At 48.3% G+C, this 14110-nt stretch carries 8 protein-coding genes; 2 read left to right on the top strand and 6 right to left on the bottom strand.

Going from position 1 to position 14110, the window contains the following annotated elements; genetic code table 11:
* Positions 1 to 11: 11 nt before the first annotated feature.
* The 3 genes from T495_RS0103210 to T495_RS0103200 all read right to left on the bottom strand — a co-directional run bounded on the left by T495_RS0103210 (position 12) and on the right by T495_RS0103200 (position 5414).
* Positions 12 to 2354 carry a glycoside hydrolase family 3 protein gene (locus tag T495_RS0103210; RefSeq protein WP_033147545.1) on the bottom strand — a complete coding sequence of 781 codons (2343 nt, stop codon included), beginning with the start codon at positions 2352 to 2354 and terminating at the stop codon, positions 12 to 14.
* 170 nt (positions 2355 to 2524) lie between these two features.
* Positions 2525 to 4438: a SpoIIE family protein phosphatase gene (locus T495_RS0103205; protein ID WP_033147544.1), complete on the bottom strand. Its 1914-nt coding sequence runs from the start codon at positions 4436 to 4438 to the stop codon at positions 2525 to 2527.
* A gap of 16 nt (positions 4439 to 4454) precedes the next feature.
* Positions 4455 to 5414, bottom strand: a complete 960-nt coding sequence (locus T495_RS0103200) for an ABC transporter substrate-binding protein (protein WP_155950033.1) — start codon at positions 5412 to 5414, stop codon at positions 4455 to 4457.
* A gap of 82 nt (positions 5415 to 5496) precedes the next feature.
* Here T495_RS0103200 and T495_RS0103195 point away from each other — a divergent pair, with 82 nt between their 5' ends.
* Positions 5497 to 6978 carry a glycoside hydrolase family 28 protein gene (locus T495_RS0103195; RefSeq protein ID WP_231495036.1) on the top strand — a complete coding sequence of 494 codons (1482 nt, stop codon included), beginning with the start codon at positions 5497 to 5499 and terminating at the stop codon, positions 6976 to 6978.
* Between the two features lie 67 nt (positions 6979 to 7045).
* Here T495_RS0103195 and T495_RS0103190 read toward each other — a convergent pair whose 3' ends face one another.
* From T495_RS0103190 to T495_RS0103180, 3 genes are read right to left on the bottom strand one after another with little or no spacing between them, the layout of a single operon-like run.
* A complete protein-coding gene (locus T495_RS0103190; protein WP_033147542.1) occupies positions 7046 to 8689 on the bottom strand; it encodes a RagB/SusD family nutrient uptake outer membrane protein in 1644 nt (547 codons plus the stop codon).
* Positions 8690 to 8720: 31 nt separating this feature from the next.
* Positions 8721 to 11714 (bottom strand): TonB-dependent receptor, encoded by a 2994-nt coding sequence (locus T495_RS0103185; RefSeq protein WP_033147541.1) that lies wholly within the window; start codon positions 11712 to 11714, stop codon positions 8721 to 8723.
* 46 nt (positions 11715 to 11760) lie between these two features.
* Complete coding sequence (locus tag T495_RS0103180; RefSeq protein WP_051651843.1) at positions 11761 to 13050, bottom strand: glycoside hydrolase family 28 protein; 1290 nt, start codon at positions 13048 to 13050, stop codon at positions 11761 to 11763.
* 160 nt (positions 13051 to 13210) lie between these two features.
* On the opposite strand from T495_RS0103180, the gene T495_RS0103175 reads away from it, so the two are divergent.
* A complete protein-coding gene (locus T495_RS0103175; RefSeq protein ID WP_033147539.1) occupies positions 13211 to 14095 on the top strand; it encodes a PfkB family carbohydrate kinase in 885 nt (294 codons plus the stop codon).
* Positions 14096 to 14110: the final 15 nt, after the last annotated feature.

The following is a 14110-nucleotide window of genomic DNA, read 5'->3' as shown; positions in this document are numbered from 1 at the left end:
ATTATCTATGATTATCTACGCAGCAGATTCAGTTTCACATTGGGTTTCATCACGTTGTTCACCTTCTTGGTCCAAGCCTTGACAGGAGCCGAAGCCTTTGCCTCAACATCGCTGGCCGATGAACAGATCAGAAAGTCGTAGCGACCTGCATCGGTCTTCCAAGCCGAGGCTTTCTCATTAAACGAGGCTAAATCTTCTGCCTTCACCTGCATGGTTACAGTCTCTGTCTGACCAGGCTGCAGCAAACGCGTCTTAGCATAGTTACGCAGTTCCTTTGCCGGCTTGTTCAGTTTCTTGCTATTAGGAGCAGCCACAAAGAGCTCTACCACGTTGCGACCAGCCTTTTTACCAGTATTCTTCACATCTACCTTTACAGTATAGATGCCATTGGCCTCGCTCACGCTCATATTCTCATAAGCAAAGGTGGTGTAGCTCAGTCCGAATCCGAATGGATAAGCCACTGGCTTGCCAAAACTGTCGAAATAGCGGTAGCCTACATAGATATCCTCCTCATAGTTGGTGAAGTCGATGTTTGCCTGAGGCGTACGCTCCTTGGGTGCCTTATCCTTGTTATAGCCCCACATAAACATGGCACCTAAGGTCTTGTCATCAACATTGCTGGGGAAGTTCTTATCAGCATAGGCATCACCATATTTAATCTGGAAGGTCATAGGCAACTTTCCTGAAGGATTTACCTTTCCGGAAAGCACATCAGCCACAGCAAAGCCACTCTCCTGACCACCCTGCCAGGTGCAAACCAATGCGTCGATCTGATCCTGCCAAGAAGCCACGTCGATAGGACTACAGATATCGAGCAGTACAATCACTTGCTTTCCTTTGGCGTGATAGGCCTCACTTACAGCTTTGATCAGTTTGGCCTCACCCTCTTTCAGATAGAAGTCACTCTCGCTGCGATCGGCAGCCTCACCACTCTTACGACCTAATGAGATGATAGCCACATCACTACCCTCGATAGCAGCATTCAGCTCGTCGGCAGTAAACTGCTTCTCGTCGGCACGTGCTGGTGGCATTAGCGAGAAGGGAGGACGACCGTTGGGGAACAGACGTTTCTCCTCGGCAGCAATATGCTGGGTATAAGTACGAATCAATGGCTTGTAAACCTCGTAACCAGCCGAACGCATACCCTCAACCAGCGATACGGTATAGTGCCCCACTGAGGTACCACCAAAACCCGAACCACCAGAAATCCAGTCATACGAGGTACATCCGAATAGTGCTACACGCTTTCCTGTCAGAGGCAGGATACCACTGTTTTTCAACAATACGATACCATCAGCGCCTACCTCACGAACTATCTGGGCGTGCGCCTTCAGATTGGGCTCGTTGTGATATTGATAGCCTTTAAAGTTATGAGTCTTTACCACATATTCTAATATACGCTTCACGTTGGCATCGAGCACTTCCATGGGCAACTTTCCACTCTTGGCAGCTTCAAGGATAGCCTGATACTGCTTGGGCTGTCCTGGTTGCAACATATCGTTGCCTGCGAGCATAGCAGCCACCGCATTATCACCAGCGTTCCAGTCAGATACGAACATACCCTTCCATCCCCACTCATCACGAACAATAGTGGTCAGCAGTTCACGGTTCTGCACAGCGTATGGACCATTCAATTTATTATACGAGGTCATGATAGTCCAGGGATTGCTCTCCTTCACCATGATCTCAAAAGCCTTCAGGTAGATCTCACGCAGAGCTCGCTGCGACACCTGAGAGATATTGTTATTACGGTTTGTCTCCTGATTGTTAGCCACAAAGTGCTTGGGACAGGCAGCCGTACCTTCGCTCTGCACACCACGTACATAACCAGCCGCAATGGTACCCGACAGATAAGGATCCTCAGAGTAATACTCGTGGTTACGACCACACAGCGGGTTACGGATAAGGTTCATGGCAGGTGAGAGAATCCAGTCGAGCCCGAACTCGCGCACCTCGTTACCGATACCTTGTCCAACCTTGAAGGCGGCCTCACGATCCCATGTCGAAGCCAAAGTCATCGAAGCCACAAAGTCGGTAGGATAATAATCGTTATGATCCCACGCACGTGTAGCGTTCATGCGCAAGCCCTGCTGAGAGTCAGCGCAATAAGTCTCAGGTATTCCCAAACGCTCTACAGAGAAAGTACTGCCTGCCGTACCTGGGAATTTAGCCTCGTCGTTGAAGTGCATGCCGCGTCCCAGCACTAAGTGGCATTTCTCTTCGAGGGTTAACGCCTTGATTACCTCGTCGATGTTTTCTGCCCTTAGCTGCTGGGCCGACACGCTAATGCTGCAGCCAAGTGAAGAAATCACAGCTACTACAACCAAACTAATTTGATGAAACGAAATTTTCATTGTTAATTTTATTTTTTAGTTACTTTAGAATTCTGGTTTCCGGATGCAAAATTACAAAGCCGAACTCAAACCGTCTTTCTGCTGCGTTCGTTTAATTTTCGATGTTGTTCAAAAAGCGCCGTTGGCTTTCCGATTCGTTCAAATCCTGTTCGATTTGTTCAAAACGGCCATTACAAGGTCTTGATCGACAAGCACAGTAGTGTCATGTCGTCATTAGGCTCTGCGCCAGCGCGATGATTGATTACAGCGTTCTTTAGTCTATTAATAATCTGCTCCGAGTCCATCTGATCGGTATCGGCCATCAGCGCCAACAGCTGGTCGTCGCCCAGTCGATCCTTTTGCATATTCTCAGCTTCGTTCAGTCCGTCGGTATAGAACAACAGCCGTTTGTCACGGATATCCTCAATGACCTCACCCTTAAAGGCTTTACACTCCCACAGTCCAAGAGGTTGGTTACAATCCTTAATCTCCATGAACTGTCCGTCAAGGATAGGCAGATTATGGCCGCAGTTACAGAACTCCATGCACCCTCTGCGCAAGTCGATCATTCCGATAAACATCGTCACAAACATACTCTGCTCGTTATCCTTCACCAGGAAAGAGTTCATCTGCGTAGCCACATCCCAAGGCGAATGGTTCTGCTGGGCAATGATACGGAACAAATCACGGGTGATGGCCATGAACATCGCGGCTGGGATACCCTTACCCGACACGTCGCCTACACAGAAGTAGAGTCGCTCATCCTGAATAAAATAGTCGTAGAGGTCGCCACCTACTACCTTGGCAGGCGTCATCGAAGCATAGAGGTCGATATCATGACGCTCTGGGAACGGTGGGAACACTCTGGGAATCATTCCCATCTGTATATCACTCGCCACCTTCAGCTCACTCTCGATAGACGCTTTCTGGGCAGTAGAGCGTTTTAACTCGTCGATATAGTTGACCAACGATTGCTGCATATTGCTGAACGAATGGTTCAGCTTACCTATCTCGTCGATACGCTTATCATCAGGCAGCGTCTGGTCGAACTGGCCCGAGGCTATCGTCTCAGCCTGTAACGCTAAGGTATGAAGGGGATTCAGCTCACGTTTGATGACACGACTGAACACAAAGCGCATCAGCAGCAGTCCCACCACCACGATGGCTATCACGATTCGGTACAATCGGTTGTAACTGCCAAAAATGTCACTTTCAGGGCAGACAATAGCCACACTCCAACCTGTAGAACCGAGTGGCTTGTAGAACACATAACAGTCCTGTCCTTCAAACTTCAGCTGGCGCATGCCCTGCTCACCACGCTGCATGGCATGTCCAAGAGCGGTCAAGGCGGTGTCAGGATGTTCCAAAGTCGGGGTGTATATCGTCTCATGGAGCAGCTTCGTGGTATCAGGATGCACAAAGTAGGTACCTCCCTGACCAATCATGATACTGTAGGAATTGGGATAGGGTTTCACTTTCGATATCACCTCCGATATCCACTCCATCGAGATATCCACCGAGATAGTGCCTACATAGGTACCTTTCTCGTCTTTGAGCGGTTTACAGTACGAGGCGATAATCTCCTCTGCATAGATGTCCTCCGGATTATAATCCATAAAGGGCTCCACCCAACTGGGGCCATCAAGCAGTTTCACCAACTGATACCAGTCCATATAGAAATACTGATACTGGTCGTTACCCTCCTGTGTTGTCTCAATCGTACCTTTATTATTATAGCTGTAAGCCGAGAAGTAACGTCCTTTACTCTTAAAGAAATCAGGCTCAAAGGCGATTGAACAACCATTCAGGTCAGGATTGCACCTCAGGATACGCGCCGAATAGGTAAACATCGAGTCGGGCTTATCCAGATGACGCACTGGCAACCATTCAAAGTTCTCCGTAGCAATGACCACACGGTCGAGCAGACCATTCACACGGAGCACGGTATTATCCAACGTCTCAGTAGCACGACTGATAGCCTCCTCACGGACGGCCTGACGCGATTCGAAGAACATATATCCTATCGCTGCCACAAAGATGATGGTAGCAATGAACACTATCAAGATGCTAAGCCTCTTGGTAATCGACTGGCGGACATATGTCATCGGGTTAATCATACAGCTATCTCGCTATGAGTTGTTCGTAGGTAACTTCCTTTTTCAGCATCTCGTTCTCCAGCATCAGCTTGCTGGCCAACTTCACCATATCAGGACGCAGACGGAACTCGCGCTTCTTCGATTCGCGGTCAATCTGTAATCTCAGGATCTCCTTCAACATCAGTCGCTGCAGTACGCGGTTGGTGATGATATGATTCTCGCGACAATATTTCATCACGATATCCACCGTTTCCTCAGGATGAGCCGAAGCCCATTCCCATCCCCTGCGACTGGCCTGGGCAAACTTGCGGGCCTGCGCCTTATGCGTCTCGTAATAGTCGCGACGCATGTAAACACCGTCCTCCTGAATATTATAGCCATGATCGCAGAAACGATATACGTTCTTTTCCGTAAACGTAAAGCCCATCTGCATCAGTTGATAATACTCATTATAGCTCATGGCCAGCGTACCGTCGATGGCACCCTTCACAAACAAGTCGAAATTGGTGGTAAAGCGGATCCACTGGTAGTTCAGATGCTCCTTACGACTCATACACACAGCCACCTGGCCAAAGCCGGCCTGCCAGATACCCACACGGGCTCCCTTCTGAGTCAGCGGATCCTTATCACGTCGCGATACAATGACGGTGGCGTTATTCATCGATGTCTGAAGGATGTTCACCAAGGGGATACCATTGTCGACAATCTCCATGGCCTGACAAAGCTGCATGGTGGTGGCATGACTCTCATTGTTGCGCAGACGGTCTATCACGGTCTGTGATAAAGACGGATGAACTATTTCCACATCAACCCCTGCCGCCTTGTAGAAACCCTTCTCCAAGGCTACATAATAGCCGGCAAACTGGGCATGCGCCGTCCATTGTGGCGTGAAGATAATCTTTTCGTTGTGAGTCTTCTGCGCCACGATAGGCATACAAGCTGCCAGAACTATCAATGCGACGAATAACCTAATCTTTATATTCACTTTGCAAATGTACAAAAAAATATCTGAAACGCCAACAAAATGATAAGAATAAATGTGAAAAACAACACAACATTCAACAAAAATGGCTATCTTTGCAACCATGAGAACATGTTTTGTCCATTTCGTCTGCGCTATGATGGCCATTCTGCCAGGCTCGACTCTGGCCAAGGTCACCCTGACTTCCAAGGATCTGCATCTGGATGCCAGCGGACAAGCGCTCTGTACCCCCCAGTTGCAACAAGGCATCGACCGCATCGCCAAGAAAGGCGGCGGCACATTGGTGCTTAAGGCAGGACGCTATCTCACAGGCGGACTGATGCTCCGCTCGGGTGTTACCCTCGAGTTCGAGGAAGGCGCCACTCTGTTAGGCAGCACCAATCCCTACGACTACCAGCCGATGCAGATAGCACAGACCGATGACCAGCGGGGCGACAACGCCGCCATGGCGCTGCTGATGGCCAATGAGGCCGAACATATAGCCATCACAGGTAAGGGACTGATTGACGGACAGGGGCTGCAGTTAGCGCTGAACATCGACAGTCTGCATCATACAGGCGAACGCATCGACCCCCACTACAACCTGCGCCGCCAGCGCCCCAGCGAGCTGGCACGCCCCAAGCTGTTCTTCATCTACCGCAGCAAGGACATCACGGTGAAGGGTATGACACTGAAGAGCAGTGCCAACTGGGGGCTCTCATTCCACCTTTGCCAACAGATCACACTGAAAGACCTCAACATCGAGAATCGCGCCTATTGGAATAATGACGGTATCGACCTGACCGATTGCCAACATGTGAAGGTGACCGACTGCAATATCAACTCTGCCGACGATGGCGTATGCCTGAAGTCCTATCACGTCGATAGCGAGTGCTACGACATCGAGATAGCCCACTTAAACATCTGCAGTAGCGCCTCGGCTGTAAAGTTCGGCACCGCCTCGTGGGGCGGCTTCCGCAAGGTCTATGTGCATGATATCAAAGTACGCGACACCTTCCGCTCGGCCATCGCCATCGAGAGCGTAGATGGCGCACAGATAGATAGCATTCTTGTAGAACGCATCAATGCCACAAATACCGGCAATCCTATTTTTGTGCGATTAGGACAGCGGGCAGGCCAGCGCAAGGGTACAATCAGGAATATCACCATCCGCGACCTTTATTGCGAAGTGCCTTTTGGTCGTCCTGATGAAGCCTACGACCTGCGTGGTCCTGAGGTCGATTTCTTCCACAACCCCTTCCCCAGCAGTATCTGCGGCATTCCCGGCAATCGCATCGAGCATATCACACTCGAGGACATCAACATCCACTACCCAGGTCGCGCCACCAAAGGCATGGCCTATGTGCCCCTTTGGCGTAAGCACGATGTACCCGAGCAGATTCAGAAATACCCTGAGTTCACCATGTTTGGCGAACTCCCCGCCTGGGGCTTCTACCTCCGCCATATCAACGGCATCACCCTCAAAAACATCCACCTCACCCTCGCAGCTCCCGACTTCCGCCCCATGATAGTCGATGAGGATGTTGAAAACATGAGATACAGATATATGATCAATACATATAAATAATCGGGCGGGGATGTGATTCATCTCCGCCCGAAGTTTAGGGAATATTACTAATCAGTATGTATTCAGATTAATAACCAGGGTTCTGCTTCCAACCTGGGTTCAGGTCAAGCATTTCCTGCTCTATAGGGAAGATACGATGACGCTTATCGAAATTAGCATCAGGGAAGTTCTTGTAGTGAGGGAAGAACTCGTCCTCGAAGTGACCGAAGCGAATCATATCGTTACGGCGCCAGTTCTCGTCGAAGAACTCACGACCACGCTCCTGATAGATTTCGTCGAGTGTAGGTTCTGCAGCAATCTGTGGAGCACCAGCATAGGTACGAATCTGATTGAAGAGATCCTTGGCTCCACCCTTTCCAATGCGTGTGAGTGCCTCAGCCTTCATCAACAGGATATCAGCATAACGGAAGATGGGAAGATCATTCGACTGGCTACGTCCTTCTTTATTACCAGGATCGTATTTTACATTGTAGTCACCTGGGATGAGGAACCACTTGATTGAGTGGCAACCCTGCTGAAGAGCATTATCGTCATTACCAACATCAATAGTATTATCCTCCTTAATGAGTGTGATGTCTTCTGTAAAATGAACTTGCTTACCATTATACATAAATGGCTCTGTAGTTGGTTTCAGCGTCTTAGGATCGCGATTGTAAACATCACCACGCAGAATACAGAGGTTACGGATGTCGCCATCGAGACAGAACAACTTAGCAAACTCAGGTGTCACAACCATGTTTCCACCAAACGAATTAGTGAATTTTTCAGTTGAGCCATAATAGTTGGGGAGTAATCCCTTCATCTGCTTAAACGAGCGAGGACGAGCGTACTGCATACCAGGAAGGGTGAGTACATCATAAGGCATAACATAGATAAAGTCTTCTACGTGAGAACCATTGTCATAAGAGAACTTGTGAAGATAATCAACAGAACCGAGGTTGAACTTAGCGCTATTGATAATCTCATCACAAACCTCAACGCAGGCATCAAGCTTCGGATTGGCAGCAGTTGCTGCATCATACTGATCAACCGACTCTGCTGTATAAACAGCCCAGTTGATGTAAAGTTTAGCCAATAATGCTTGAGCCATGTATTTTGTTGGCTTACCGTATGTATTCTCTGTTAATTCATCTGTCAGCGAAGGAATGATTTCAAGAAGCTCACTTTCAATCCATTCGGCAACTTCCTTACGTGGAGAACGGGCAACAACCTCACCTTCGGCAGGAACCTTCTCAAGGATAGGAGTGTCACCAAAGTTATCCATCAGTACCCATGTGAAATAAGCACGCATAGCACGGGCAGGAGCTGTCATTTGAGCAGAAGCACCACTGAGTTCTGCGAGAATGGTATTCACCTTCGTGATACCTGATGTGAGTTCAGAATACCAATCGAGCGAAGCATCAGTTGCTCTACTATCATGAAGAGCCTGATGAGCATATGTTCCACTATCATAGTAACCACCATCAAAAGCCAGAGACGTAAACTCATCCGAAGCAAGGCACTGTGCTTCCATGTATCGGCGACCAAGAGTACCAGACAAGTGGAAATATACATCTGACATCTTGGCCTCTACCATGATCATTGGGTCAATACCAGAATTCTTACTGGGGTCTTCTGTGTATTGAGAATTCGGATTTACATCCAAATCTGTACAACTGGTAAGTGCTACGGCAAACATGCCAGCTGCAAGGAATACTTTATTTAGTTTCATAATACTTGAATCTTATTAAATGATAATAACTTTATTTCTTCTTGCCATCGCCAAAGTTAATCTTCACACCAACCATGAAGGTACGAGCGTGTGGGAAACGGCTCCAACGGTAATCAATACCAGGGTCGATACCACCGAGGTTAACCTCAGGATCGAGTCCCTTGTAGTTGGTGATAGTAAGAAGGTTGTTAGCTGTACCATAGAGGGTAAGATCCTGAATCCAGTTGTTGAAACAGTTACGGAATGTGTAGCTCAGAGAGAGAGACTGCAGACGAACATAGGTACCCTTTTCAATCCAACGGTCAGATGGGAGTGAACCAGAAGCATCACCAGCTGGGAACGACAGGAACTCCTTCAGCACGTTCTTTCCATCAGAGAACAACTGTGCACTGGTGTAGTGAGCACGTGGGCTGTTGTAAACATCATTGCCGAATACGCCAGTAATAAAGGCGTTCAAACTCCAATCCTTATAAGTCAGGGTATTATTCCAACCTGCATTCAGCTTAGGCTGTGCACAACCTGTAATAGAACGATCCTTCAGACTTGGGTTATTTGTGGTTTCGCCTGTACGATTACCATTCTCGTCCAATACATAATACTCTGAACGGCCATTAACTGTACCTGCATACTGATAGGTATAGAATGTACCAATAGACTCACCCTCCATAATACGCTGGGTCCATCCATCAGCAGAAACACCAGCTACGTCAGGATCACCCTGAGACAGGTTAGTTGTATGATAGGTCTCGTTCTGCATTTTGTCAACTCTGTTCTTATTATGCGACAGGTTGATAGTGGTGCTCCATGTAAAGTTCTTAGTGCGAACAGGAACGGCATTAATCGAGAACTCAATACCCTTATTGGTCATCTCACCCACATTGGCATCCATATAACCGTATACATGTTCTGTAGTAGAAACAGGATAGCCCCAGATCAGATCCTTAGTTTTCTTATTATAAACCTCGATAGTACCATTAATGCGGCCTCTCAAGAAAGCAAAGTCCAAACCGATGTTCAACATCGATGTTGATTCCCACTTCAAGTCAGGGTTAGCATTCTTGGTAGCACCATAAGTACGATAGGTCTTGCCATCGTATTTAAATGTACCAGAAGCTCCATAAGTTTCGTATGAAGAATAAATATCGAATCCCATAGCATTACCTGATACACCATAACCAGCACGCAACTTCAGGTTATCAAAAATCTTCTGATTCTTCATGAAGCTCTCCTCTGTGATGTTCCATGCAGCTGATACTGATGGGAAGGTACCCCAACGGTTATTCTTACCGAATACTGAAGAACCATCACGACGAATAGTAGCCTGCAGCATGTAGCGGCTATCGAACGAGTAGTTGGCACGTCCATAGAACGAGATGTTCTTTACATTCTCAACATAGCCGCTTGATACAGAGTTCTGAACGCCAAGGATAGTCTGGGCATACGCCATATTATACCATGTCAGGTCATCATTATAATAACCCTCAACACTCAGACCAAAGCCATCATTGTTCTTCTTCTTTTCCCAAGTGTAACCAGCCATCAGGTCAACCTTGTGCTTACCTGTTGTGAAGCCGTAGTTCAGATAGGTCTCAAAGGTCTGCTCGCGTCCGAAGTAGGTATTACGGCTGGCCTGACCATTCTTGTTACCAATACCCTCAATCTGAGAGTTACGGGTGTTATATGCGCTATATGTGCTCTGGTAGTTGCTCCAAGAGTAGTTTACATTCCAGAGGAGGCCCTTGATGATCTCGAGAGTGGCCTTACCAATAAACTGATTACGCTTCCAGATGGTCTCAGAGATATTCTCCTCCATCAGAGCCAGTGGGTTGTAGTTCTTTGATCCCTTACCAATTGACCAAGTTCCATCAGCTTCTCTGATAGGATTGGTTGGCGAGTAGTAGTTCATCGCATCGAGAACAGAAGCACCCTTGTCACCTGTAGGCACACCAAAGTGCTTACCATACATAGCATTCAAACTCATCGACAGAGTGAGGCGATCCTTCAGCGTCTTAGTAGAAACAAGTGAACGTAAATTGAAACGATCCATACCTGTCATCTTAATAACACCTTCACGCTTCATCAGGTTACCACTAATCATATAGTTGGTACGACCATTTCCACCAGTAATACCTAAGTTATGATTATGGCTAATACCTGTACGCAGCACTTCCTTCTGCCAATCAACATTTGCGCCTCCATCCTTAAGAGTAACACCATTTTTCGAGGCGTACTCACGCAATTCTGCAGCAGTAGCCACATCGTACTTCTTCAGGATATTGTCGAATGCCACATAACCATTATAAGTTACATTGGTTCTATCTTTATCACCCTTCTTGGTGGTGATAATGATTACACCATTAGCAGCCTTAGAACCATAGATAGCGGTAGCAGTAGCATCACGCAGCACATCGATGCTCTCGATATCGTCTGGTGAAACGATAGAGATATCAACACCAGGAATACCATCTACAACATAGTATGGCGACATAGCACCTGAACGCAGTGTAGATGCACCACGCAGTGTGATGGTAGGTGAACCATTTGGGTCGGCTGTTGAAGAAACAACTAGTCCGGGCACCTTACCCTGCAGCATCTGACCTGGATCGGTAAATACACCACGGTTCAGATCCTCGGCCTTAACGGTTGTGATAGATGAGGTAACGTCCTTACGGCGCATGGTACCATAACCAACTACTACAACTTCGTTCAGCACCTTGTTGTCCTCCTGAAGTGTAACCTTCATGCCGTTGGCAGCGGCAAGAGTCTGTGTAAGATAACCTACATACGAGAATGTAAGTTTAGCACCTTGTTTTACGGTCAGTGTAAATTGACCTTCGAAATCGGTAACAACACCATTGTTGGTTCCAGCCTCCAGAACGCTTACGCCAATCAGAGGTTCACCAGTTGCGTCCAGTACAGTTCCCGACACCTTGTTCTGTGCCAGCATCACTGTACTGCACAACAGAAAGAACACAAAAAACATGGTCTTCTGCATTCCTTGTTTGAGATTTAGGATCTTTTGCATAATTTAAAATTAAAAGTTAGTAAAAAAATATTTATTCTTAGTATGATTACATATAAACAGTGGCATGTTCGGTTAGCAGGGGCACCTTCATGCGCCTCATGGCCTTGAGACTGGCCTCAACAAAGCCCTCGCCCTTACACGGACGCTTATCCATGTAGCGCTGCCCCTCACCAAGCAGTCGCACGCGTACATTATTAAAATAGATGTCCTTCACCTTGCCGGGCTCGTCACCACCCACAAAGCAGCCGTTCTCGCTGGTAGCGGTGATATTGTTGAAGTAGATGCGGCTCACCTCGCCACACTTACCTTCAATCTGCCCCTTGGGGAATCGCCAGTTGGCATCCTTATGATTACCATTGGCACGGGGATAGCTGGTCACATAGATAGGCTCCGCCTTACCCCACCACACATCGCTCCACAGGCGGCAGTCCATCTGGATATTCGAGAACACCACATCGGTCACGGTACCCTCATCGCGATTCTGGATGCCCAGGCCGCGGTTAGAGCCGGTGATGATACAGTTATCGAACACCACATTGTAGATAGAGTCCATATTCTCGCTACCAATCTTGATGGCACACGAACGACTCGACATCACGCAGTTGGTCACGGTGATATCATGGCACGAGCCATACTGTTCGAACTCCCTGCGGTTCTTCAGACAGATGCAGTCATCGCCGCTGGTGATATGACAGTTGGCGATACGCACATGCTTAGAGTGGTCGATATCGATGCCATCGCCATTACGGATCTTCAGGTTGTTGAGCAGGTTGATACCATCGATCACAGCCTCATCACAACCGATGAGGTGAACGGTCCAATAGGCTCCCTCGTTGATGGTGACATCACGGATGGTGAGCTGCTTCACATCGGTCAGCGTGAGCACATGCGGACGGGGATCGAAAGTCTGATCCTTCAGCGGCTTCAGCTCGTAGCTGTCGCTCAGTTCGGCACCCATAAAGGCAATGCCGTTGCCATGAATGGTACCCTTACCACAGATGCTGATGTTCTCAGCATGCGCTGCCCAGAGCCACAGCATACCCTCGCCCCGGTTTTCACCAAAGGCGCTCAGGTGATAGATAGCCTCGTCAGGATGGGCCTTGAGCGTGGCGGTAGCCTCCAGGTATAGCTCCACATGACTCTTGAGTTGGATAGGACCAGCCAGGAAGGTGTGACAGCGTGGCAACAGCACACGACCGCCCCCCTCATCCGAGCACTGATCGATAGCTCGCTGAATGGCAGCGGCATCATCGGTCACGCCATCGCCAACGGCACCAAAACTCATCACATCATATATCGTCTGCGACCATGCCGGAAAGACCGTCATGCTAAGCATAAAAACCCAGAAAAGTGTACGTTTTACCATTAATTGCAATTAGTAGTACCAAATTATTGATGCAAAGATAGCATATTTTCCGAATAAAACAAAACTTTTAGAAAAAAAAAGTTATCTTTGCAAGCGAAAAAAAGTTATTATTTAAAAAAAGGCGATTTTAATGACAGACATTTGTTGTATCGGGCACATCACTCGCGATAGGATTATCACGCAGGTTCCGCCCATGACCACACACTGTGCAGGCGGCTCAGCCTACTATATGGCGTGGGCCATTGCATCGCTGCCAAGCGACATCCTCTTCCACATGATCACCTCGGTGAGCCAGGAAGTGATGCCCGAAGTTGAGAAACTGCGTCAGGCAGGTATCGAGGTAACGGCTTTCGAGAGCGACACCAACGTATTCTTCGAGAATAAATATGGCGCCAACATGGACAACCGCACCCAGCGGGTGCTGGCCAAGTCGGCCCCATTCACACTCAACCAGTTGAAGGATGTGGAGGCGCGTGTATATCACTTAGGCACCCTGTTGGCCGACGATTTCGCACCAGAGATTGTGGAGTTTTTAGCCAGCAAAGGCGATGTGAGCATCGATGTGCAGGGCTACCTGAGAGAGGTGGTTGGCGAAGAAGTGAAGGCCTGCGAATGGGCCGACAAGCTGCGTCTGCTGAAACACACAGCCATCCTGAAGGTGAACGAATGGGAATGCCAGACGCTGACAGGCATGACCGATCCCTACGAAGCTGCCCAGCAGATACACGACTGGGGCGTGCGTGAGGTCATCGTGACCTTAGGCGGTGGCGGTTCGATGATCTTAGCCGAGGACCGCTTCTACGAGACGCCGGCCTATGCCCCCACCAAGCTCGTTGATGCCACAGGTTGCGGCGACACCTACAGCGCAGGCTATCTCTATGCCAGAGCACGAGGCATGGGCTATGCCGAAAGCGGCCAGTTTGCGGCTGCCATGTGTACACTGAAACTGGAACACACCGGACCTTTTACCCACCAGATAGAAGATGTGTATCACGTCATCAGAAAGAATCAATAACAACTTATAAACAAA

It is taken from the genome of Prevotella sp. P6B1, assembly GCF_000702825.1.
Classification (GTDB): Bacteria; Bacteroidota; Bacteroidia; order Bacteroidales; family Bacteroidaceae; genus Prevotella.
This window is presented reverse-complemented; position numbering and strand designations above follow the sequence as displayed.

Excerpts from the sequence above, each read along its gene's own strand:
- T495_RS0103210 (WP_033147545.1), bottom strand. The coding sequence starts at position 2,354 with ATGAAAATTTCGTTTCATCAAATTAGTTTGGTTGTAGTAGCTGTGATT.
- T495_RS0103205 (WP_033147544.1), bottom strand. The coding sequence starts at position 4,438 with ATGACATATGTCCGCCAGTCGATTACCAAGAGGCTTAGCATCTTGATA.
- T495_RS0103195 (WP_231495036.1), top strand. The coding sequence starts at position 5,497 with ATGGCTATCTTTGCAACCATGAGAACATGTTTTGTCCATTTCGTCTGC.
- T495_RS0103190 (WP_033147542.1), bottom strand. The coding sequence starts at position 8,689 with ATGAAACTAAATAAAGTATTCCTTGCAGCTGGCATGTTTGCCGTAGCA.
- T495_RS0103185 (WP_033147541.1), bottom strand. The coding sequence starts at position 11,714 with ATGCAAAAGATCCTAAATCTCAAACAAGGAATGCAGAAGACCATGTTT.
- T495_RS0103180 (WP_051651843.1), bottom strand. The coding sequence starts at position 13,050 with ATGCTTAGCATGACGGTCTTTCCGGCATGGTCGCAGACGATATATGAT.
- T495_RS0103175 (WP_033147539.1), top strand. The coding sequence starts at position 13,211 with ATGACAGACATTTGTTGTATCGGGCACATCACTCGCGATAGGATTATC.